Source organism: Acinetobacter terrestris, from assembly GCF_004331155.1.
Lineage (GTDB): Bacteria > Pseudomonadota > Gammaproteobacteria > Pseudomonadales > Moraxellaceae > Acinetobacter > Acinetobacter terrestris.
The window spans coordinates 156,937-178,315 of sequence record NZ_SJNZ01000002.1 but is presented as its reverse complement, the minus strand read 5'-3'; the positions used below and the strand labels follow the sequence as shown (position 1 = coordinate 178,315).

Annotated in this window: 17 protein-coding genes and 4 tRNA genes; 6 read left to right on the top strand and 15 right to left on the bottom strand. The window is 42.3% G+C overall.

Annotated features, from left to right (window positions below):
- Positions 1–9: 9 nt before the first annotated feature.
- Positions 10–594 (bottom strand): hypothetical protein, encoded by a 585-nt coding sequence (locus E0H81_RS02115; RefSeq protein WP_131316137.1) that lies wholly within the window; start codon positions 592–594, stop codon positions 10–12.
- Between the two features lie 9 nt (positions 595–603).
- Complete coding sequence (locus E0H81_RS02110) at positions 604–1,386, bottom strand: class I SAM-dependent methyltransferase (RefSeq protein WP_131316135.1); 783 nt, start codon at positions 1,384–1,386, stop codon at positions 604–606.
- Between the two features lie 123 nt (positions 1,387–1,509).
- On the opposite strand from E0H81_RS02110, the gene E0H81_RS02105 reads away from it, so the two are divergent.
- The 3 genes from E0H81_RS02105 (at position 1,510) to E0H81_RS02095 (ending at position 4,206) form a co-directional block, all read left to right on the top strand.
- Entirely contained in the window at positions 1,510–2,781 is a 1,272-nt protein-coding gene (locus E0H81_RS02105; protein WP_131316133.1) for a hypothetical protein, read from the top strand.
- A 162-nt stretch (positions 2,782–2,943) separates the two neighbouring features.
- Positions 2,944–3,141 (top strand): hypothetical protein, encoded by a 198-nt coding sequence (locus E0H81_RS02100; RefSeq protein WP_131316131.1) that lies wholly within the window; start codon positions 2,944–2,946, stop codon positions 3,139–3,141.
- A gap of 111 nt (positions 3,142–3,252) precedes the next feature.
- Complete coding sequence (locus tag E0H81_RS02095) at positions 3,253–4,206, top strand: 2-hydroxyacid dehydrogenase (protein ID WP_131316129.1); 954 nt, start codon at positions 3,253–3,255, stop codon at positions 4,204–4,206.
- 39 nt (positions 4,207–4,245) lie between these two features.
- Here the strand turns inward: E0H81_RS02095 and E0H81_RS02090 are convergent, their stop codons facing one another.
- The 6 genes from E0H81_RS02090 to glyQ all read right to left on the bottom strand — a co-directional run bounded on the left by E0H81_RS02090 (position 4,246) and on the right by glyQ (position 11,056).
- Positions 4,246–4,767, bottom strand: a complete 522-nt coding sequence (locus tag E0H81_RS02090; RefSeq protein WP_131316127.1) for a hypothetical protein — start codon at positions 4,765–4,767, stop codon at positions 4,246–4,248.
- Between the two features lie 204 nt (positions 4,768–4,971).
- Positions 4,972–5,313: a hypothetical protein gene (locus tag E0H81_RS02085; RefSeq protein ID WP_131316125.1), complete on the bottom strand. Its 342-nt coding sequence runs from the start codon at positions 5,311–5,313 to the stop codon at positions 4,972–4,974.
- A gap of 357 nt (positions 5,314–5,670) precedes the next feature.
- Positions 5,671–6,060 carry a hypothetical protein gene (locus E0H81_RS02080; RefSeq protein WP_131316123.1) on the bottom strand — a complete coding sequence of 130 codons (390 nt, stop codon included), beginning with the start codon at positions 6,058–6,060 and terminating at the stop codon, positions 5,671–5,673.
- Between the two features lie 58 nt (positions 6,061–6,118).
- Complete coding sequence (locus E0H81_RS02075) at positions 6,119–7,900, bottom strand: AAA family ATPase (RefSeq protein WP_131316121.1); 1,782 nt, start codon at positions 7,898–7,900, stop codon at positions 6,119–6,121.
- A gap of 97 nt (positions 7,901–7,997) precedes the next feature.
- The gene (gene glyS / locus E0H81_RS02070) at positions 7,998–10,067 is read right to left on the bottom strand and encodes a glycine--tRNA ligase subunit beta (RefSeq protein WP_131316119.1); all 2,070 of its coding nucleotides are present in this window, start codon (positions 10,065–10,067) and stop codon (positions 7,998–8,000) included.
- Positions 10,067–11,056: a glycine--tRNA ligase subunit alpha gene (gene glyQ / locus E0H81_RS02065; RefSeq protein WP_131316117.1), complete on the bottom strand. Its 990-nt coding sequence runs from the start codon at positions 11,054–11,056 to the stop codon at positions 10,067–10,069. The genes glyS and glyQ overlap by 1 nt, the downstream gene beginning before the upstream one ends.
- Positions 11,057–11,382: 326 nt before the next feature.
- On the opposite strand from glyQ, the gene E0H81_RS02060 reads away from it, so the two are divergent.
- On the top strand, positions 11,383–12,189 hold the full coding sequence (locus E0H81_RS02060; protein ID WP_131316115.1) for a transglutaminase-like domain-containing protein: 807 nt from the start codon (positions 11,383–11,385) through the stop codon (positions 12,187–12,189).
- A 272-nt stretch (positions 12,190–12,461) separates the two neighbouring features.
- Positions 12,462–13,562, top strand: a complete 1,101-nt coding sequence (locus tag E0H81_RS02055; protein WP_131316113.1) for an HPP family protein — start codon at positions 12,462–12,464, stop codon at positions 13,560–13,562.
- An 83-nt stretch (positions 13,563–13,645) separates the two neighbouring features.
- On the opposite strand, the gene E0H81_RS02050 is transcribed toward E0H81_RS02055, so the two are convergent.
- Positions 13,646–13,912 (bottom strand): PspC domain-containing protein, encoded by a 267-nt coding sequence (locus E0H81_RS02050; RefSeq protein ID WP_131316111.1) that lies wholly within the window; start codon positions 13,910–13,912, stop codon positions 13,646–13,648.
- A gap of 317 nt (positions 13,913–14,229) precedes the next feature.
- Here E0H81_RS02050 and E0H81_RS02045 point away from each other — a divergent pair, with 317 nt between their 5' ends.
- Positions 14,230–14,865 carry a hypothetical protein gene (locus E0H81_RS02045; RefSeq protein WP_131316109.1) on the top strand — a complete coding sequence of 212 codons (636 nt, stop codon included), beginning with the start codon at positions 14,230–14,232 and terminating at the stop codon, positions 14,863–14,865.
- Positions 14,866–14,949: 84 nt separating this feature from the next.
- Here E0H81_RS02045 and E0H81_RS02040 read toward each other — a convergent pair.
- From E0H81_RS02040 to E0H81_RS02015, 6 genes are all read right to left on the bottom strand, one after another.
- Positions 14,950–15,025, bottom strand: a tRNA-Lys gene (locus tag E0H81_RS02040).
- A gap of 154 nt (positions 15,026–15,179) precedes the next feature.
- A tRNA-Lys gene (locus E0H81_RS02035) sits at positions 15,180–15,255 on the bottom strand.
- A 65-nt stretch (positions 15,256–15,320) separates the two neighbouring features.
- A tRNA-Lys gene (locus tag E0H81_RS02030) sits at positions 15,321–15,396 on the bottom strand.
- A gap of 17 nt (positions 15,397–15,413) precedes the next feature.
- Positions 15,414–15,489: transfer RNA gene (locus E0H81_RS02025), tRNA-Lys, on the bottom strand.
- A 193-nt stretch (positions 15,490–15,682) separates the two neighbouring features.
- Positions 15,683–17,524 (bottom strand): long-chain-acyl-CoA synthetase, encoded by a 1,842-nt coding sequence (locus tag E0H81_RS02020; RefSeq protein WP_131316107.1) that lies wholly within the window; start codon positions 17,522–17,524, stop codon positions 15,683–15,685.
- 174 nt (positions 17,525–17,698) lie between these two features.
- A complete protein-coding gene (locus tag E0H81_RS02015; protein ID WP_131316105.1) occupies positions 17,699–21,163 on the bottom strand; it encodes an Rne/Rng family ribonuclease in 3,465 nt (1,154 codons plus the stop codon).
- Positions 21,164–21,379: the final 216 nt, after the last annotated feature.

The following is a 21,379-nucleotide window of genomic DNA, read 5'->3' as shown; positions in this document are numbered from 1 at the left end:
CATCCTTCTTTATGAGGCCGTTTTTGTGGTCGCAGCTTGGCTCGTTTCAGGATATTGTGACTGCCAATGTTCCAGTTGTTCTTGGGCATGCAAAAACTCGCCTAGGCCTTTGACCTTGTCTGCCGAGTTCTTCACGGGTTCTGCTTTGTTATCTTTGCGCCCATCATACAGTCTGGCTTGATTTTGCCAATATTCTGCAATCAGGCCCTGAATATAGCGGCCTTGTTCGGTTTTTAAATCCAGTTCTTTAAGCATGTTTAAAGCCGAGCGAATATTGTCACGTTTACGGTTCTGCGCAAATTCATCGGTCAGCGAGCCTTCATCTTCCATTTTGATCAGTTCATCTTCCATCTCGTCACTCATTTGGCTGAAGCGCTTATCGAAGTCGGTGAGTAAGGCAATGTCATGCTGATCATCTGGGGTTTTTTCAAAAGATTTGACCGGTTCGGTAATTAACTCCTGCATGACTTTATCTTCAGGCTGAATTTTATCGTTTTGAGTGGCGCTATTTTTGCTATTATCACAGGCACTCAGGAATACAGCCGAACACAATAAAACAGACAGACCAAGTTGTTTCAGTTGAGGTTTTTTCATGATCATTCCTTATTTTTGATCAATTTTTTTAAAATCATAAGCATGGGTGAGATAAGGGAAAGCGATTTCATCTTGCGGATAATGACCAGTGTAGCTGAAGACAATCTGTTCAAATAGGCTTTTTAATTGCTGTTGTTCCTGCTCGGGCAGGGCTGCAATAAAACTGGTAGAAAGCAGACGTTTAGACACCACATTTTCTACTGTACCCACATGCTGCTGCTGAAAAGTCTGGACATTTTCTAACTGAAATAATGATTGCTGCTCGAACACATTTTTCCACTTTTCACTATGATAACGAGGTGTGTTACCCTCCAAAGGTTCAATCAGATCTGCCAGTGCTTTGACCCATTCAACGGTTATATCGCGTTGATTCCAGATCAGTGCCAAATGTCCTGAGGGTTTCAGGACTTGATGAATTTGCTGTAAAGTCTCCAGATTGGCAAACCAGTGGAAGGATTGCGCACAGATCACGGCATCCATGCTATTTGCAGTGACAGGCAAATCTTCACTCGTAGCTTGCAGGGTCTGAATCTCAGGATAGGCATGTTGCAGCTGTGCAAGCATTTCCGCAATCGGTTCAATCGCGGTGATGTGGGAAGTAATTTGCTGTAAGTAGGGTAAGAATTTGCCAGTGCCGGAACCCAGATCGATGACCTGCGATTTTTCACCCAGTTGCAGCTGATGTTGCAGCCAGTTCACGATGTCTTGTGGATAATCCGGACGAACCTGCTGATAAAGTTCTGCAGCAGAACTAAAGCCTTTTTGAGCGGCTGGATGAAGTGATTGTGTCATATTTTGCGCTTTTTAATATTCTTGGCATCTATAAAATACCATAGTCGCTTTTCGTAAATAGGCAAGGTGTCTATTTGTTCTATTGACTGTAAAAAACAAGGGCCGATTTGCTTCGGTGTGGAAATGGATAAACACATTATTTTTGAAGACGAACAAATTCGTGCAATATTCTTAAAAGGCTCATCGGATGAGCTGATTTTCTCTTTTGGCGATTTAATTACCCGCGCCAAGGGACTGTCAATTAATGCCGAAAAATCGCTGCATAAACATGATTTTAATGTCATTGGGATTATGCCGAAGCTGAAATCGTGGTTTCCTGAAAGCTCAATGCGGCAGATGTTTGCCGAGATTCAGGAACTGATTGCGCCGTTTAAAACCCGGATTGGCTATGGCGGTTCAATGGGTGGCTATGCCGCCATCAAGTATTCCAACTTGCTCGACTTAAAACGTGTGGTTGCCTTGGTGCCGCAGTATTCAATCAATCCTGAAGATGTTGAAGACCCGCGCTACAACATGTTTTTCCATGCGGAATTAAATGCCAACATGCAGGTGCGGCCTCAAGATGTTTCAGCCGAGCGTGAATACATTGTGGTTTATGATCCTTACTGTACCGAAGACCGCGCGCAATATCTCAAACTGGAACAGGTTGTGCCGAAAATTCAGACCTTGAATTTACCCTTTACCGGACACGATGCGATCGCGGTTTTGGCCAGTTCAGAATTACTGCATGACTTTTTAATGCATGAGTTTGATGAAAGCTATTTCTATAAAAAAATTCGTCAGGTGAAAAAGAGCAGCAAATTTTATTATCGTAAAGTGATTGAAAACTTATTGCCGCGCCACCGCAATGCCTTGGGTTCGATTTTAATCAACAATGACTTGCAGCTAGATAACCAGTTTTTTGATGCGAAGTTGAAACAGAATTTACTGCGAGAATTGCTGAGTAACAAGCAGGTCAGTCAGCAGGATTTACTGAAACTCGGGATTCAGGTGAATTTGCCACAGGAAAACCGCAGTCATTTATTGGACTGTTTCGGTCATGGTCTGGTGTTCAATGTCATCAGCCAAAAAATTGAAAGCTATGCAGCCGGTGCAATTGCCTTAAACCATAAATTCCTGATCCCGATTTTTGCCAAGGGCAGTGGTCTGGTGCAGATTAATTTAAATGATGAGCGCTATGTGGTGGCAATGAATGATCGGCAGGTCATGAAGCTGTTTAAGGAACAGGAGCCTTTAACGGCGGGCATGCATCCCATTGTGATCAAGAAATATAGCGATTTTTATTTGCTCAGTTATAAGCAGTTAAACTTAAGTACCAATGAATTTGGCAGCCAAGATTTTATTGAAGACACATCGGAAACTGCTCAATTTATCACCCAGCCCGAACTGCCTTGAGCAGGAGTGAACCGCCTGTAACTGTTTAAAATAAACTTGACTTTGGTCTGATTTTTGAACGCTTGCTTTATATTTTAATCGGGCTAAGATAGAAAATATAAGGCAAGTTAAATTTGCTAAAAATTGAAGAATAAACAAATAAACATTACAGGGTGCGTAAGGATGAAACGTGATTTTATACCGGCTGTACTTTTAACCATCATTTCTATATCGATCCCTTCCTCTGCTTTTGCCCACAGTCTATATCCGACTTATATGATTATGGGCGGGGGATTGCTGGTGGTTTTTGCCCTGGCAATCTATGTGTTTTGTGAAATCCGCAAGTCGATTCAAGTTCATATCAATAAACCCACTAAATAGTGGGTTTTTCATATCTCATGCCGAAATTTAGTTGAAAAAGCACGCAAATTTGGATTTTAATATCTGGGGAAGTAATTTCAGTACCTATTTAAACCAGCCAAGGAATGCATGATGAAAGCCGTATTTTTAGATTATGAATCGCTCGATAAAAATGATTTAGATTTTAGTGCACTCGAAGCGGCTTTTGATGAGTTAACTTTATTTCCAAGCACGAGCCCCGCACAGGTTTTAGAGCGTGTGCAGCATGCCGATGTCATCATCAGCAATAAAGTGCTGGTGGATGCAGCAACGATCCAGCAATGCCCAAATTTAAAACTGATTTTAATTTCTGCGACAGGTACCAACAATATTGACCTGATTCAAGCGCGTGAACAAAACGTTGTGGTGTGTAATTGTCAGGGTTATGGTACGTCTGCTGTAGCACAGCATAGCTTGGCTTTAATGTTGGCTTTGGCCACTTCACTATTGAAATATGACCGTGCCGTGAAGCAAGGTGAATGGAATAAAGCTTCACAATTTTGTTTACTGGATTTCCCTATTATTGAACTGGAAGGCAAGACTTTAGGTATTCTTGGTTATGGTGAATTGGGACGGGCGGTTGCGAAACTGGCTGAAGCATTTGGCATGAAAATATTGGTTGGATCATTGCCAAATCGTCCATCGGATGCCAGTCGTATCCCTTTTGCAGATTTACTGCCACAAGTCGATTTCCTGACCCTGCATTGCCCATTAACCGACGATACCCGTGATTTGATAGATACCCAAGCTTTTGATGCGATGAAACCTACGGCATTTTTAATTAACTGTGCGCGCGGCGGTATCGTCAATGAACAAGCACTTGCCGATGCGTTACGCCAAGGCAAAATTGCCGGGGCTGCAACCGATGTACTCACGGTTGAACCGCCAAAGGATGGTAATGTGTTGTTGGCTGATGATATTCCAAACCTGATTATTAGCCCACATAGTGCGTGGGGCAGTGTTGATGCGCGGCAACGTATTGTGCAGCAGATGCTAGACAATGTTGCAGCATTTAAAGCGGGACAGCCGATTCGACAAGTGAATTAACGGACTGTCACTTTCGCCTTTTGCCAATAGGCAGATCAATTATAATTTTGTGCTTCCATTATCTTGTACCGGCTGTATTTGATTAGGCAGTATTTGTTGAACAGGTGCAGACTCAACTCCAGTTGATGACTGACTCAAAGGATGCGAAACAATAGGTGCAGGCTGATCTTTTGGACTGCCAATCAGTCCATCTTTGGTTTCATTCAGTTTCTTGTTCACTTTTACTGCCGTATTTTGAGTCTTTTCTATCGCAATCACTGATTTTTCACTGGCAAAATCTTTGGTTTCTTCCCAGGCATTTTCAACCTTAGGTTTTACTTTGGTGATTCCCTTTTGCGCTGCATGGTCAACTCTTTCAGCCGTGTTTTGCACCGCTGTTTGAGCCTTCTGGGTGAGTACTTTAAAGATATTCGGGTTATCACCATAAGGTGCAGCTTGCTGTGTTGAAGTCGCTGTTTCGGTTGTGGTGGTTGTCGTCGTTTGGGCAAAAAGTGGCGTCGAAGCTAAAATTGCGCTGGTAATTATTGTGCTGTTAATTAATGCAGCTTTCATCTTTTTCATTGTGGGTTTTATTCCTGTTTTAAAGCTCGTTTCGAGTCATTTCATCTCTATTTAATTTTATTCTAAAGGCTAATTTTGCTGGAAATATGAAGTTTGATGAAATGGCTACAGATTCATAACATTAAAAATAAATTCTTGCTACATAACTAAAGAAAAAGCCCATAAAAATGGGCTTTCTTCAATATAGGGCTTAAACACAGGATTCTAGTTTTCATCAGCAACTAGGGCTTCATCGGAAGAGGGTGTATGCGGTCTTCCAGCCAGATTATTCAACTCAGCATGGGTTTTGCCGTTGATATCCATATTGCTGGGATGTGAACTGGTCTCATCGTTGCTTTGAAGGTCTTCACTGGCTGCGTGTTTACTATTTCCTGAAGTGCTTTTGCCAGCTTGAGTTTTATCGCTAGCTTTTTCTCCAGCCTTATCGACTTTTTGGGTACTTGGTTCTGCTTTCTCATCCTTCGCCGCCTGCACGGCAGTATTTGCGAAAACGAAAAAAGTGCTTAAAAGGATCGCTACGGTTAATTTTACTTTCATGTTTTTCATAGCGCGATTTATCCTATATGAAAAAACCGATGGAGGTCGAGTTCTCAGACTCAAACATCATATTCGGTTTAATAGATAAATCATTAACTTGAGCATAAATTCAAACGTTTTAATAACATCGAATGAACAATCTGGATCGATATGTGAACGTGATTTTTAGCTTTTATTTTTTAGTTTTTGAATTTTAATTATTTTTCAAAAAACAAAATTGGGCTTGGATACAAAGTATTGATATGTGACATTTTAAATTAAATATCGATAAACGGTATTTGACTGGAAATTCAAAGAATAGATAGTTTTATATGAAAGAGGGGAGAAGAATCACTGAATCAATGTTGAGTCAGTGATTCCGAGGGATCAGTTACATTGAGCTAAAGCGTCTTCATGAAAATGATTACGTAGTGCAAGGAAGTTTTTTTGCACTTCTGGCGCATTCAGGTCAAAGTTATTTGCTGTACTTGTACCATCTTTGGCAAAAGTTGCTGAGCCACCTGAAATAAGGGTTAAGCCTTTAAATGCCCACTGTTCTACCGATTTCCCTGCTTCCAGATTACCGGTAAACTCAATCACGCATTTTCCAGGAAATTTAGTGATTTTGGCTTTATTATTGGTCGTGTCCGGATAGACTTCCAAGTTTTGAACTTCCTGTAATACACCCGTTTCAAGCTGTGGAATTGTGGGTGCAGATGTACACGCTGAAAGAGCAATACCCGCAAGACCAGTCAAAATAAGAGCTTTAAATTTCATATGATTCTTTCTTGTTGAGTGTTGTTGGTTTGAGTATATGAAATTGAACGTAAAATGCCTATATTTGTTTGGTTGAATTTATCCATTCAATAGCATCTTGAAGTTGTTTGAAATCATGCACTAAATTTTCTATTGGATTTTCATTACTTATTAATGCCGAATTGAATTTTTTCCATTCAGCTTCTTTTTTTGAAGTAAATCCATATACAGATTCGATATCACCATTCTTCCAAATATAGATATTTTTTTCTTTCAACGAATTGTGAATATTTTGAATAATAGGAAGAGCATTAGGAAGGGATGCAATGAATCTAAATTTTTTTGCTCCTATCTGTTTTAAAGACGAACAATCCTTTACGTGATCTGTATTTAAACTTAATTCAGGATGGTCTTTATTTGCTTCTAATAGCTTTCTAAATTCTTCAAAATATATTGAATTACTTTCGTCTATTAAATCCCAATCACTACAATTACCAATAAAATCTAAATCGGTTAGAATTCTTGAGGGAATTCCTAGTGAATTCAGTACTTTTTGTATGGGGAATAGGCTAGTTTTACTATCAGCAGATACTAATGCTAACTTCATTAAATGAAATGGGGTATTTTTAATTTTTGAAAAAATATTGGGTAGGACACGTAATTCAGTTTTACCTTCAACTAAAAGTACTTCATCACTAAAGAAAATTTGGGAAGCATTATTTAATTTAAATACTTCATTGAACTGGCTTGGATATCGATTATTCAGTTCATTAATTATCTGTGATATCGGTTTTCTAGCTTGTGTGCCTGACTGCTGTGTTTTGAAAATTTGCAAAGCATTAATAGCCTGCTCCGATGATAATAAACTTGCTGAGTGGGTTGAAAATACGATTTGAAAACCTGAATTGCTTAGAAACATCAAAGCATCACGAACTAATTCAATAGTTGTTGGATGTAAATATAATTCTGGTTCATCGATACAAATAATAGTATTTGATCTTTTTAAAGTAGGAGTATTTTGCTGTACATTTGCTAAATAGCGAATTAACGCCATTTGAATTGAGCGCTGTGTTCCATGTCCAAAATTAGAAAAATCCCTTTCAGTACTTTGATCTTCAAAAATCTTTATAGTTCCATTTTTAAAAATCTCATCAATGGTCGGTGTAGGAAAATGAAGTTTGACTGATATATCTGGGAAAAAGTTGTTAAGAATATTATTTATACCTGTATCTACCTCAGATAATGCAGATATTCTTTGTTCTCCATTATGTGATAATAAATCTGACACAGCAGATAGACTATTGCTAAATTGTTTCTGGTAGTTTTCTTGAATTTCTAAAGAAATTAGATCTAAAAGTTTAGATATAGCTGTGCCGCTTGTGTTTTTAGTTGAGTCTTTTTGTGCATCTGACATTGCTTCAATATGAATAAATTTCGGAAATATTTTTATTATTGATTGCTCAATACCTGAAGCAATAGGTTTCCAAACTTCACCATTAAATAATTTTACTTCAATTTTTTGTTTATCAGTGAGGTACGTTGTGCGTTTAAATTGTAATTGTTCATCAAAAATGAAAGGTCGCAATTTATTAGCATGATCGGTATCTAATAGTGTCAAAAATTCTTCTTTTACATTTTCAAATATACCTGATACTTCAATAGGTTCTTCTAAATTATTAGCATTAGTTGAATAATTAAAAGTTTTTATAGTGCCTTCAAGTAAAAATTTAATAGCAAGAATAAGATTAGATTTTCCAGCATTGTTATAACCAATAAGAGCAGTAAAATTATTTAAAATTACATGTGACTCTATACATGATCTAAAATTTTTTATTTTCAGTTCTTTAATAATTACACTCATTGTTATCCCCCTACAATATTTTATATCTTTTATAGGGGTAAATAAAAACCCCACTAACTTATAGCGGGGTTTTTCTTAAATTACAATTGTTTAAGGCTTAGTGCTGTAATACTGAAATGTCAGCCACTTTCGTAAACAGGTCACGCAGTTGCGCAAGCAGACGTAAACGGTTTGCTTTAAGGTTAGCATCATCAGCCATCACCATTACACCGTCAAAGAATGCATCTACTGGCGCACGAAGAGCAGCAAGAGCAGACAACGCAGCAGTGTAATCTTTCGCAGCAAATAACGGCTCAACCACAGGTGTGATTTTCGCAAGTTCAGCGAATAATGCTTTTTCAGCATCTTCAACCAGGTTCGCTTCAACCACAGCACCTTCAGGTGTCGCTTCTTTTGCAAGAATGTTTGCAACACGCTTGTTGGCAGCAGCAAGTGCAGCCGCTTCAGGCAATGCACGGAAGTGATTGACCGCATTTACACGCTTGTCAAAATCAAGTGGAGATTTTGGAGACAATGCTTGAACCGCTTGAATCACATCAACAGCAACGCCTTGGTCTTCGTATTTCGCACGGTAACGACCTTCAAGGAATGCAACAGCATCATTTAAAGTCTTGTCGTGATCTTTCAATACATCGCCATGCGCAGCAAGTGCTAACTTGATCAAATCTTCAATTGAAACATCAAGCTCGTTTTCGGTCACAAGACGCAAAATACCAATTGCAGAACGACGCAGTGCAAACGGGTCTTTCGAACCTGTAGGTGCTTGACCGATCCCGAAAATACCCGTCAAAGTATCTAAACGATCTGCAAGGGCAATGGTTGTACCTGTTTTGGTTTTCGGTAAAACGTCACCTGCGAATTTAGGTAAATACTGCTCACCTAAAGACTCGGCCACTTCATCATTTTCGCCTTCAATACGTGCGTAGTAAGTACCCGCAATCCCTTGAAGTTCAGGGAATTCACCCACCAATTCAGAAGTTAAATCGCATTTTGCAAGAAGCGCAGCTTTTTCAGCATCAGAAGGCGCAGCACCTGTAATTGGCGCAAGTGCTACAGCGAGTTTTGCAATACGAGTCGATTTGTCCCACAAAGTACCCAATTGTGCCTGGAATACCATGTTTGCCAGTTTCTCTTTACGCGATGCAAGCGGTTGCTTTTGGTCTTGCAAGAAGAAGAATTCCGCATCAGACAAACGTGGACGAACCACTTTCTCGTTACCTTCAATAATTTGAGTCGGATCTTTAGACTCAATGTTTGAAACGGTAATGAAGTAAGGCTGAAGTTTATTCTCGCTATTGACTAGGCAGAAGTACTTTTGGTTGTCCTGCATTGTGGTAATCAACGCTTCTTGAGGAACCGCAAGGAAGCGTTCTTCAAAGCTGGCACGAAGCGCAACAGGCCATTCAACCAGTGCAGTTACTTCGTCACGTAAGTCCGCAGGGACAATCGCAATCGCATTGACTTCATCAGCCAAGGCTTTCACTTGCTGGTCAATGATCGCTTGGCGTTCTTCAAAAGAAGCCACAACATGAGCCGCTTTTAATTTCGCTAAGTATTCGTCAGCATGTGTCAAAGTAATCGCTTCAGGTGCATGGAAACGGTGACCATAAGTCACGGTACCTGCTTTGTGATCCTGAATGGTTGCATCAATCACATCATTGTCTTTCAACAACACAACCCATTTTACCGGACGTACAAATTCAGTACGGCTTGCCGCAGAACGCATACGTTTTGCAATTGGCAGGTTGTCCAACGCTGCTTGCAAAATTTGTGGTAAAAGCGCGTCAAGGCTTTGACCTTTGACATCTTTCAAATAGCAAACTTTTTCAACTTTGCCAGCTTTAAAAGTCGATACTTGATCTGCAGTGATGCCTTGACCACGCATAAAACCTTCAAGCGCGCGTGTTGGTTTGCCTTCCGCATCATAAGCGGCTTGAACAGCAGGGCCATCAAAACGTTTTTGTGTATCGGCTTGTGCGCCTTCAACATTAACGATTTTCAATGCTAAACGGCGTGGTGCTGCATAAGCTTCGATAGAATCGAAAGCCAAGCCTGCATCTTTTAAGCCTTTAATGGTTTCAGCATGTAGCGCGTCACGTAATTTTTTTAAGCTTTTTGGCGGAAGTTCTTCACAACCCAATTCGAACAATACGGTATGTTTAGACATTATTTCTTCTCCGCTGCTTTTTCTGCTTGAGTCGCTTCTGCTTCAACTTGTGCTTTTAACTGAGCAAGAACTTCATCACGTAGAGCTGGTTCAGCCATCGGGAAGCCAAGCTTGGCACGTGCTGCCACATAACTTTGTGCAATTGAACGTGCCAAAGTACGTACACGTAAGATATAACGCTGACGTTCAGTCACCGAAATCGCGCCACGCGCATCTAACAAGTTAAAGCTATGTGACGCTTTAATCACTTGTTCATAAGCAGGCAGTGGAAGTTCAGCTTCAATTAAGCGAGTCGCTTCAGCTTCATAAAAATCGAACAACTCAAACATTTTTTCAACGTTGGCATATTCGAAGTTATAGGTCGATTGTTCCACTTCGTTTTGATGGAACACATCGCCATAAGTCACTGTACCGAACTGGCCTTTGGTCCAAACCAGATCGTAAACCGAATCTACACCTTGCAGGTACATGGCAAGACGTTCAAGACCGTAAGTGATTTCGCCAGTCACAGGGTAGCATTCAACACCACCGACTTGCTGGAAGTAAGTGAACTGAGTTACTTCCATACCGTTGAGCCAAACTTCCCAACCCAAGCCCCATGCACCAAGTGTTGGCGATTCCCAGTTGTCTTCCACGAAACGAATGTCGTGTACCAGCGGGTCAATACCGATCGCTTTAAGCGAGTCTAGATATAATTGCTGGATGTTGTCCGGGTTTGGTTTAAGCACCACCTGGAACTGGTAGTAATGTTGCAAACGGTTCGGATTTTCACCATAACGACCGTCTTTCGGACGACGTGACGGCTGAACATATGCTGCATTCCATGTTTCAGGCCCGAGTGCTCGAAGGAAGGTTGCAGTGTGGAATGTGCCTGCGCCCATTTCCATATCGTAAGGTTGTAAAATGACACAACCTTGTTCAGCCCAGTAAGTTTGTAAGGCAAGAATTAAGCCTTGGAAGGTATCAATATGCGATATGGCGCGACTCATGGTCATCCACTTAAAATTAGAGAAAAATTGTGCTCAATTATAAGGATTTTGTCGAGGAGTGGCAAAGGGTTAATGCATCGATACTTTTTTGAAAAAAACCACAATGCCCTGAAAAGATCACAGTCCTCTATTTCAGCCGTGCAATTTGGTCTTTTATGAGTACTTTATGCTGAGCTAAAAACCAACAATAAATCGGATAGATTGCATTCCTCTATTTCAGCAGATCAATGAAATTGTGATAAAGATAAACTGATCTTATACGATTGCTTGCATGAAACTGGTTTAATCTACATACAGTAAAATAACGCTTAAAAATAAGGAAGATCATGACAACTTGTAAAATTCAGTGCTATTTAAAATACAAGATTGTCCAAGCCACAGAATTTGTTTTTCTGATTCAAGTTGCCCATCATCCTGATCAAACGATTATTGAAGAACAACTGACATTTAATCCACCCATCGCATGGCGCGAATTTCAAGATTCAAGCCATCAAAATCGTCATATTCGCCTGAGTGTAGAGCCGTGTGATCATTTTGAAGTGAACTATAGCGCGATAGTTGAACGTCATCCTGCCATCAATCTCGATCATCAGCAAAACCTGAATGAAGTGGTTATTTCCGATTTACCCGATGAAGTGCTGCCTTATTTATTGGCTAGTCGCTATTGTAATTCAGACCTGCTGGTCGACATGGCAAACCGCTCATTTGCCTGGATGGAGCCGGGTTATAGCCGCGTTAAAGCCATTGAACAGTGGATTTATAACAATATTTTTTATGTTTCTGGCAGCTCGGACCAGTTTACTACAGCGACAGATGTACTCATCCATCGGGCTGGGGTGTGCCGTGACTTTGCCCATTTGGGCATTGCGCTGTGCCGTGCTTTAGGCATTCCGGCACGCATGGTGGTTGGTTATGTCGAAATTGAAAAATTTCTACCCGATTTTCACGCGATTTTTGAAGCCTATTTAGAAGGTGGATGGGTGTTGTTTGACCCGACGCGACTGGCGCCTGTTGAAAATATGGTTCGTATTGCCACCGGTATTGATGCCGGAGATGTTGCATTTTCCACCTACTATGGCGAGATTGAGCTGATAAAAATTGAGCCGATAATTACCGATGAGCTGGATGGCTAGTCATCCTTAAAAGGGATCAAAAGTGTCACTCACCATAATGATTTTAAAGCAATGTCTAGCGTCAACCGAGGATCGTGCCGTGGGTTAAAACGCCGTGGATAATACATGATAAATTTTGAAAAATCGTCATGACTGCTCCAAATAATGGGGGGACATTTTTACTTGGAGAATCATCAAAAAATTGATAATAAAAAGATATAAAATGAATACATCTTCGCACAGCATCATTCTATAATTCACAGCTTCAATTCGAAAATAAAAAAAGGCGCGCTGTGTTTCATCCGCAACTTGAATGGCTCAATACCTTAAAACCCAATTTCAAAGTCCTGCCGCTCAAAGACCGCCTGCTGTGTGGCATAGGCGCATTGCTGGGACTTGCACTTTCATCGCTGATCAGCTGGTGGGTCTTGGGCGATATCAATGCCTGGTATATCGCGCCAATGGGTGCATCATCGGTGTTGCTGTTTGCCGTACCTGCCAGTCCATTGGCTCAACCGTGGAATATGGTGGTCGGAAATAGTATTGCAGGCATTATTGGCGTGACCTGTGCAATGTATATTCCTAACTTGACCGAAGCCTTTAGTGTTGCGGTGGGCCTGTCGATTGTCTTAATGATGACTACAGATTCCTTGCATCCACCCAGTGGGGCAGTGGCTATTACTGCGGTTTTGGGCGGGGAAGCAGTACACCAGCTGGGATACAACTTTATTTTCTATCCGGTTTTATTGAATTCACTTTTATTGCTGATGATTGCGATCGTGTTTAATCGCATGCTGGGCAAACAATATCCGCAAGTTGCGCAAATCAATCAGCGTTCTAAAGACCCGACGCCGACCCAAAAAGTCACCATTCAACCGCAAGATATTCAAGCCACTCTGGATCAGCAAACCGAGCTGTTAGATATCAGTGAATATGATTTACAAAAAATTATTTTAGCAGCGCAGGAAAAAGCCAATGCGAGGGGAGTGAGCCAGTTTAAGTGTCAGGACATTATGACCAAAGATGTCATTAGCCTGAATGAAAACGATGATATCCATTCGGCTTTGGATAAATTCAAGCACATGAATTTAATGAGCCTGCCTGTGATCGATGATCAGCATCAATTGGTGGGAACACTGGCTTTGTATGAAGTGGTGGAATGGTTTAAGCGTGCGACCGATTTAAGAACCACATGGCAGCGTCAGGTTAAGGACATTATGGTGCGTCAAGTGGTTACGGTAAAAGCGGAGCAACCGATTCAGGATTTGGTGCCGTATTTTGTGGAACGTTCATTTAATTACATTCCAGTAGTAGAAAAGCAGAAAATGGTCGGGATTATTAGCCGTGCCGATATGATTGCGGCATTGAACCAGCAGTTGAATGTGGCTGCATAAGGCAAAAATCAGGCAAAAAAAAGCTACGGCTCATTGGGGTAAGAGCCGTAGCATAAAAAGCTAAACTGTTCACAGTTAAAGTTTTAACGGTATGGATTCGAGTCCCGATTTACCGTACGAACCGGATTCTGATAGCCTGAGCCAGCATCTATTTGAAACTGTTTTTTCGGCATAATCAGCCATAAAACCAGATAGACTAAAATCCCTGGAAATGCTGCGCTCATAATAGAAACAATGACAAATATAATGCGGAGTAAATTTGCATTCCAACCAAATCGTTCAGCAATACCACCCATCACACCTGCAATCATGTTCTGTCGGTTAGAGCGATATAAACCAACATTGGCCATCTAGGTCTCCTTAAAATTAGAAAAGATATGAAGTTAAAACAACTTATCCATAATTAGAAAATGGTGATGAAAAAGACTTTTTAAAGTAATGGGGAATAGTAAATCGTTAAGTTATGTAACTGGCTATGCCTTATTTACCAGAGTGCGTTATAAGCTATATTTAGCTTATATCTTAAGAATGTTGATTTATATCAATGAAAATCAACTCAATATCTGAACTGTCTTATAGGGAAATGAGAATAAAACCAGATAACTTATCTAATAAATAATTGAATGCACAACGAAACAAAGAAAATCTAAAATTTAGGGGTAAGTGGGTGTTTCTAAAAACAGATTATCGTAAATGTATGCTTGTGGCTGTTTTATTGGGACTTGTGGGCTGTAATCAGCTGCTAGAAGAGCCTGTGGCTGAACAAATGGAATTGGAAAATCAGGCAGTCAACTCTAGCAGTCCAGATACTGAAGGCAACAAACTGACCCAGGTAGCCGGGCAGGCCACACTACCGCCAGTGGATAAAACAACCGATACCCGGAAAAAAATTCCAGAAAGTGATGAACCTTATGTGGGGCGTTATCGTAGTTCGATTAGCTGTACTGATCCTTTGATGAAATGCAAAGAGGGAACTGCCGATTTGGTTATTAATTTATTGCAGGATGGCAGGGCATATCGCACTATTATTCATTTTGGCAAAATTACCTTTGCTTCGAACCTTTACCGTCGTCAGGATTATTGGTCTTATGATTCCGCACATCATCAAGTGATTGTGCATCGATCGAATGGAGTCGATTTCTTTTATAACATCGATCAAGACCAGAACCTGGTCATGGATTTAGATAAAATTGCCCATGCATCGGAGCGAAACGAACAATATTTTGCTGATGGTAATCCATTTCCTCAGCAGGCCTATTGCTTAGTCAAAGAAAGTACTCCAGTAAAATCCAGCGAATCCTAAAATTTAAGCAAAAAAAATACTCCCAATGTGGAGTATTTTTTATTCAATAAAATTGAAATTTATTGCAATTATGATCATTAAATTTGGTGGGTTGTGAGGGGCTCGAACCCTCGACCAATAGATTAAGAGTCTACTGCTCTACCAACTGAGCTAACAACCCAGAATGCATTTAAAAACTCTGTTTTAAATGAATTACAAGATGAAGCAAAATTTCGAGAATGGCGAATCTACCGAAAGGGGTATGGTTTGTCTTGGTCGGAATATTTGCAGGTTTCGTTTCTATTGTAGTCTAGAAAGAAGCCTTAAGAAAGATATGGTGGGCCGTCCGCGACTCGAACGCGGGACCAATGGATTAAAAGTCCACTGCTCTACCAACTGAGCTAACGGCCCATATTTTCAGAAGAAAATATCTGAGAAGTAAAAAAGCTTCCCTGTAGAGAAGCTCTTTAGAATCTTGGTGGGCCGTCCGCGACTCGAACGCGGGACCAATGGATTAAAAGTCCACTGCTCTACCAACTGAGCTAACGGCCCAAGATAATCAAAATAAGTGGTGGGCCGTCCGCGACTCGAACGCGGGACCAATGGATTAAAAGTCCACTGCTCTACCAACTGAGCTAACGGCCCTTAACCAACATTCAAGCATTGCTTGGATGCACAGTGTAAGAAAATAAAAGAACTTTCTAAACACCACTTCGTTTTGATGGGCGTATTGTAGCAAGTTATCAAACGAGCGCAAGTAAAAAATAGCAAACTTGTTGATGTTTGATTATAAATGCAACAAATTTGCTATATCTACTCAAAAAACATACGTTTTGAGTTAGAAACGGTACTGATAAGCTTGAATATTGTTGAATATTTCGACTGTTAAATCACAATATTCCGTGGCATTCGGCAGTAAAACCAGCAAGCGTTCATCATTTTTATTCGGATCAAAAGCCTGTTCTTTTAACTTGTTCTTTTGGTATTTAAACGTACCGGTAGTTTCGACTTGTACCTGAACACGCAAGAACACAGGAACAGCATAAGCAGGCAAGCATTTTTTAAACTCGGTTGCCATTTGCTTTAAATCTTGTGCTGTTAATTCTGTACCCGCTGCCAGCGTAATTGCTGCCATACCGGCACGACCGTTGGTATTGGGGATTTCTACGCCATAAACTACAGCTTCAGCAATTTTTTCATATTCACTGACTGCATTTTCTACTTCAGTGGTGGATACATTTTCACCTTTCCAGCGGAATGTATCACCCAGGCGGTCCACGAATTGGGCATGACGGAAGCCGATATCGCGTACCAGGTCACCAGTGTTAAAGAAGGCATCACCCGGTTTAAACACGTCTTTCATAATCACGGATTGATTCTTTTCCGGGTCGGTATAGCCATCAAAAGGTGAGCGACGGGTAATTTTACCAATCAATAAACCGACTTCGCCCTTTTTAACCTTCTTGCACCAGCCTTTGGCATCTTTCACCGGTGCATTGCTTTCTTTATCAAACTCAACAATGGCATAGGGAGTAGGGGAAAAGCCGACGGTGTTGTCAAAGTTGAACACGTTACTGAAACCGACATTGCCTTCGCTTGAAGCATACAGCTCAAGAATTTCTTCGACTCCAAAACGCTGCTTGAATTTGTCCCAGATATTTGGGCGCATGCCATTACCGATCATCTTTTTGACACGATGACCGTATTCAAGTTCAGAGACAGGCGCATCCATGAGGTAACGGCATAATTCACCGACATAGCCAATCGCCGAGACATCGAATTTTTGCACATCTTTCCAGAAAGCAGAGGTGGAGTATTTACGTCGTAATGCCAATGTGGCACCGCCGGCAATGACACCGCACCAACAGACTACAATCCCTGTGGCATGATAGAGCGGCAAGGTCACATACATGACGTCGTCTTTATTCAGGTTTAACACATGCCCATAGGTGCCATAGGCCAAAGTCCAGCGGCTATGCGTGAAAATGACCGCTTTGGGTAAACCGGTGGTACCCGAGGTGTAGATATAAAATAAGCCGTCTTTACCCTGAATGCTATGCGTGGTCGGTGTGTTGAATTTGGGAAAATGATCGATTTTATCTGCAAGATTTGCCCAGTCTTTCGGTGCTGTACCTGCATCAATTTGAGTGGCCTGATCTGCAAACCAGTGAAAACGGTCTGCTGCAACTGTTAAGTCTGGACGGACTTCTTCTACCGCGTGACGGCATTCTTCACCGACAATGACTGCAATCGGTTTAACCAGATTAATACTGTGCGTCAGTGCCTTAGCGGTTTGCGATGTGTTGACCAAAGCCGAAGTTACGCCAATTTTCGCTAAAGCTACAACTGTTGCCACCAGTTCAGGGCGGTTTTCTACCATCACCGCAATCACATCGCCTTTACGCGCGCCAAGCGACAGATAAAAGTGCCCGATTTGGTTGGCCCATTCATTCAGCTCTTGATAACTGAATTTCTGATCTTCGAATAATAGCGCTGTACCGTGAGGATTGCGTTTGACTGCTTTTTCAAAGGCAATGCCCAAGCCCGCAGGTGTGTTGGATGTGCGTAAATAGGCTTGTTTCAGACCACTCAATAGATGAGGGACTTTGCTCATAAATTTGGGTAATTTTGCTGCGACATCAGCAAGACCAATAAGATCGCTCTGTGTGTTGTGGTTCATAAGAATCCTATTTATTTTTTCATAATCCAATATGTCTATTTGTTTGCGGTCATCTGTACAGGTGTCTTTTTAATCGTTTAATCCTAGTGCAATCAACCTAATTTGACAAAAGTATCAAAAAAAACCTAGTCACCGAAATGACTAGGTTTTTTTTATTCGCTGCATTAGAGCTAATTATGACTCATTTGCAGGAGTTACTTTCTTTGGAGGGCGACCGCGAGGGCGACGGGGACGGACAGGTTTGTCTGCGTCATCATCAGCATCCGGGGTATCCGTATCAGCTTTTGGCTCAGCCAGTGCCTGTACGTCTTGAGCGACCTCTGTCGGGGCAGGTTTTGGCTTTGCTGCCTTTTCAACAGGAGCGGCTTTAGCTGGCTTGACTGGCTCGGCAACCACTTTTGGAGCGGCTGTGACTTCAGTCACTTCCGCTACGGGCGCTTGCTCAATCACAGCTTCTGCTTGTTTAACCGGAGCAGCTTCAGTCGCTGTCGTTTCAACAACTTCTTTTGCAGCTTCAGGTTCGCTATGTTGTGCCTTTTTGGCTTGCTCTAAAGCCTGTTCCGCAGCAAGTTTGGCCAAACGACGACGTTCACGTGGATCATTGGCAACACGGGTGTCCGAAACAGCAGCCGGTGGGGTCAAGGCCAACACAGGTGCCGGTTCAGCCTCCGGTGCAGCTTTAGCTACCGCAACATCACGGGTCACTGGCTGTGCTGGTGCTTCGGCTTCAGTTGCCTGATGCACGAGAGTTGCCGCATATTGCTCAGTGAATTTCACCAATGCACGGTTGAACGTCGGGATTAAACCAAATTGTTCGATTAAGACTGAACAATCTTCACCATAGACATGGCGAATCAGGCTACCCACGGTATATTGACCCAAAGTTGGAACCTGAGATGGGTTCAACTTTGGATTTTGAGCCTGTTTGGCCTGAGCTTCACGTTTTTGACGACGGTGCATACGCGGATCGTTGCTGGCACGTTGGTCAGCAGAACGCGGTTGCTGTGGCTCGCGGGTTTCAGGCGTTGCGGCAGGTTTTTCTTCTTTCGCAGCAACCGGTTTCTCAACCACAGCGGCTTTGATTTCTGCTACAGCGACAGGTGCAGTTTGAGCGATTGGTGCTTCAACAACAGCTGCTGGTGCATTTAACGCCACAATTTCACTTTTCGCCTGATCGACATTTACCACTAGTGCAGTTGGAATAACTTCCTGACGAGGCGTATCAATCACTTCGACTTTAGGTTGTTGTTCGCTCACTACAGGAGCAGCAATGGCTTGCTGAGGAGCAGCCTGTTCGTTCAATACGCTTTGATCGCGGTGGCGATTTGGGCGGTTTGGACGTTGTGGGCTATTGCGGTCACGGCGTGGAACAGCATTTTGCTCTGGTTGAGTTTCAGAGGCTTGTTGTTCAACGTGTTGGCGTCGAGTCGGGCGCTTGTTGTCACGCTGATCTTGACGCTGCTCGTGACGTTGATCTTGGCGCGGTTCTTGACGTGTTTCTTGGCGCGGTTCTTGACGTGCTTCTTGGCGCTGCTCATGACGAGGAACTTGAACAATTTCTTCATGCACTTGATTTTGTTGATTGTCGTGCTGAACTTGTTCACGTTGCTCTTTCGGCTTTGTCGTACGCTTTTTATTGTGACGTTGCGCTTTTTCTTCACGGTCAGAATACTTATCCGCAACTTCATGCTGTTCCTGTTTTGCTGCTACAGGCGCACTTGGTGTTAAATAAATATTGTTGTTTGTAGTCGCCACCGGTTCGCTTACAACTGGTGCAGCTGTTGCAACCTGACCGAATTGGCCACGGCTCACAGCACCACCATTGACCATTTGTTCAATGGCAGCAGCAGCATTGTTTGCAGTACGTGCCTGATCAACGGTTTTAGCTTGCTTTTGCACAAACAGGTTTTCTAGCCATGCACATGGGCTTGCTGAAGCTTGAGCAGCAGGCGCAACTTGAGCTGGCTGTGCTTGCTGTACGTCTTGAGCCGCTTGTTGTGGACGACGTTGTGGCTTGTTGTTCTGGTTTTTAGCCTGTTGCTGAGCAGGTGCCTGCTGTGCAGCAGCTTGAGCAGCCTGTTGCTCACCTTCCAAATGCCAGTCAGAAGATTCGTAACCCAGCTCTTTTTCACTTGAACGGGTTGCTTCGGTACGTTCGTAGCTGGTTGGCGCAAAACCTTCAGCATTAAAAGTAATTTCGTAATGGGGTGTTTCCAGGTGCGGATGGGGCAACACGGTTACACGGACATTTGAAGTTTGTTCTAAATACACCAAGGTATGACGCTTTTCATTCAACATGAATGCTGCGATTTCAACCGGAACTTCGACCTGAACTTCACCTTGACGTTCACGCAGTGCAATTTCTTCCACTTTACGCATGATTGAAAGGGATAAAGAGCGCAAGTCACGTACCATGCCGGTACCATGACAGCGTGGGCATACATAACCTGTTGCTTCTTCTAGCGATGGACGTAAGCGTTGACGGCTCATTTCCATCAAGCCAAAACGTGACAATTGACCGAACTGGATACGTGCGCGGTCGCTTTGGGTTGCTTCACGAAGTTTTGCTTCAACCATGCGCTGGTTGCGGTCTTTGGTCATGTCGATGAAATCGATCACTACCAAACCACCGATATCACGTAAACGCAGTTGACGTGCAATTTCTTCAGCAGCTTCCAGGTTGGTATTTAAAGCGGTGTCTTCAACATCATGACCACGGGTCGATTTCGCCGAGTTAATGTCGATTGACACTAAAGCTTCGGTTTGGTCGATTACGATTGAACCGCCAGAAGGAAGTTTTACTTCACGTTCATAAGCTGTTTGAATTTGGCTTTCAATGGCAAAGTGAGCAAATAATGGCTCATTTAACGTATAGGTTTTAAGTTTGTCTAACTGACGCGGCATCACGGCTTTCACGAAGTTATAGGCTTCGGTATAGGCTTGCTCAGAGTCAATTAAAATTTCTGCAACATCGTCACGTAAATAGTCACGAATCGCACGAGTCACCACGCCCGCTTCCTGATGCACCAGCATTGGTGATGGACCAGAACTTGCTGTGGTTTGGATTTGTGCCCAAAGATCCATCAGATGTTGCAAGTCAAGTTGCAATTCTTCTTGTGAACGGCCAATACCGGCAGTACGAACAATCACGCTCATGCCACGCGGAATATTCAGTGACGACAACATTTCTTTCAATTCTTCACGAACTGAACCTGAAATTTGACGACTGATACCGCCACCTTTAGGGTTATTTGGCATAAGCACCAAATAACGACCGGCAAGCGAGATAAAGGTAGAAAGGGCCGCGCCTTTATTGCCACGTTCTTCTTTTTCCACCTGAACAAGAAGTTCTGTGCCTTCAGTGATCAATTCGCGGATATTCGAAGTTTGGCGAGGGTCTGCCTTGTAGTATGAGTTTGCGATTTCACGCATAGACAGGAAGCCTTGACGACCTGCACCATACTCAACAAATACAGCTTCTAGAGAAGGTTCAACGCGAGTTACGTGACCTTTATAGATATTGGATTTCTTTTGTTCACGGGTACGATTTTCTAAATCAAAATCGTAAAGACGCTGACCAGTGACAAGTGCAACGCGAATCTCTTCGGCATGTGTTGCATTAATCAACATACGTTTCATGGGTGTAACACCTAATAGTGATACACAACAAAACATCGCTATTCACGTAGCGAACATCACACATTACGGATCAATACCCAGATCTCAAATAAACGCTTGTGGTCTGAGCTTTTTTACCGGCCTTTTTTTGGGCTTCGGTGTTTGATTCACGTATTGATGATGGCAATACGGCTTCAATCCTTAAACGATTAAAGTCACCTGAGCGCTTCACTGGCG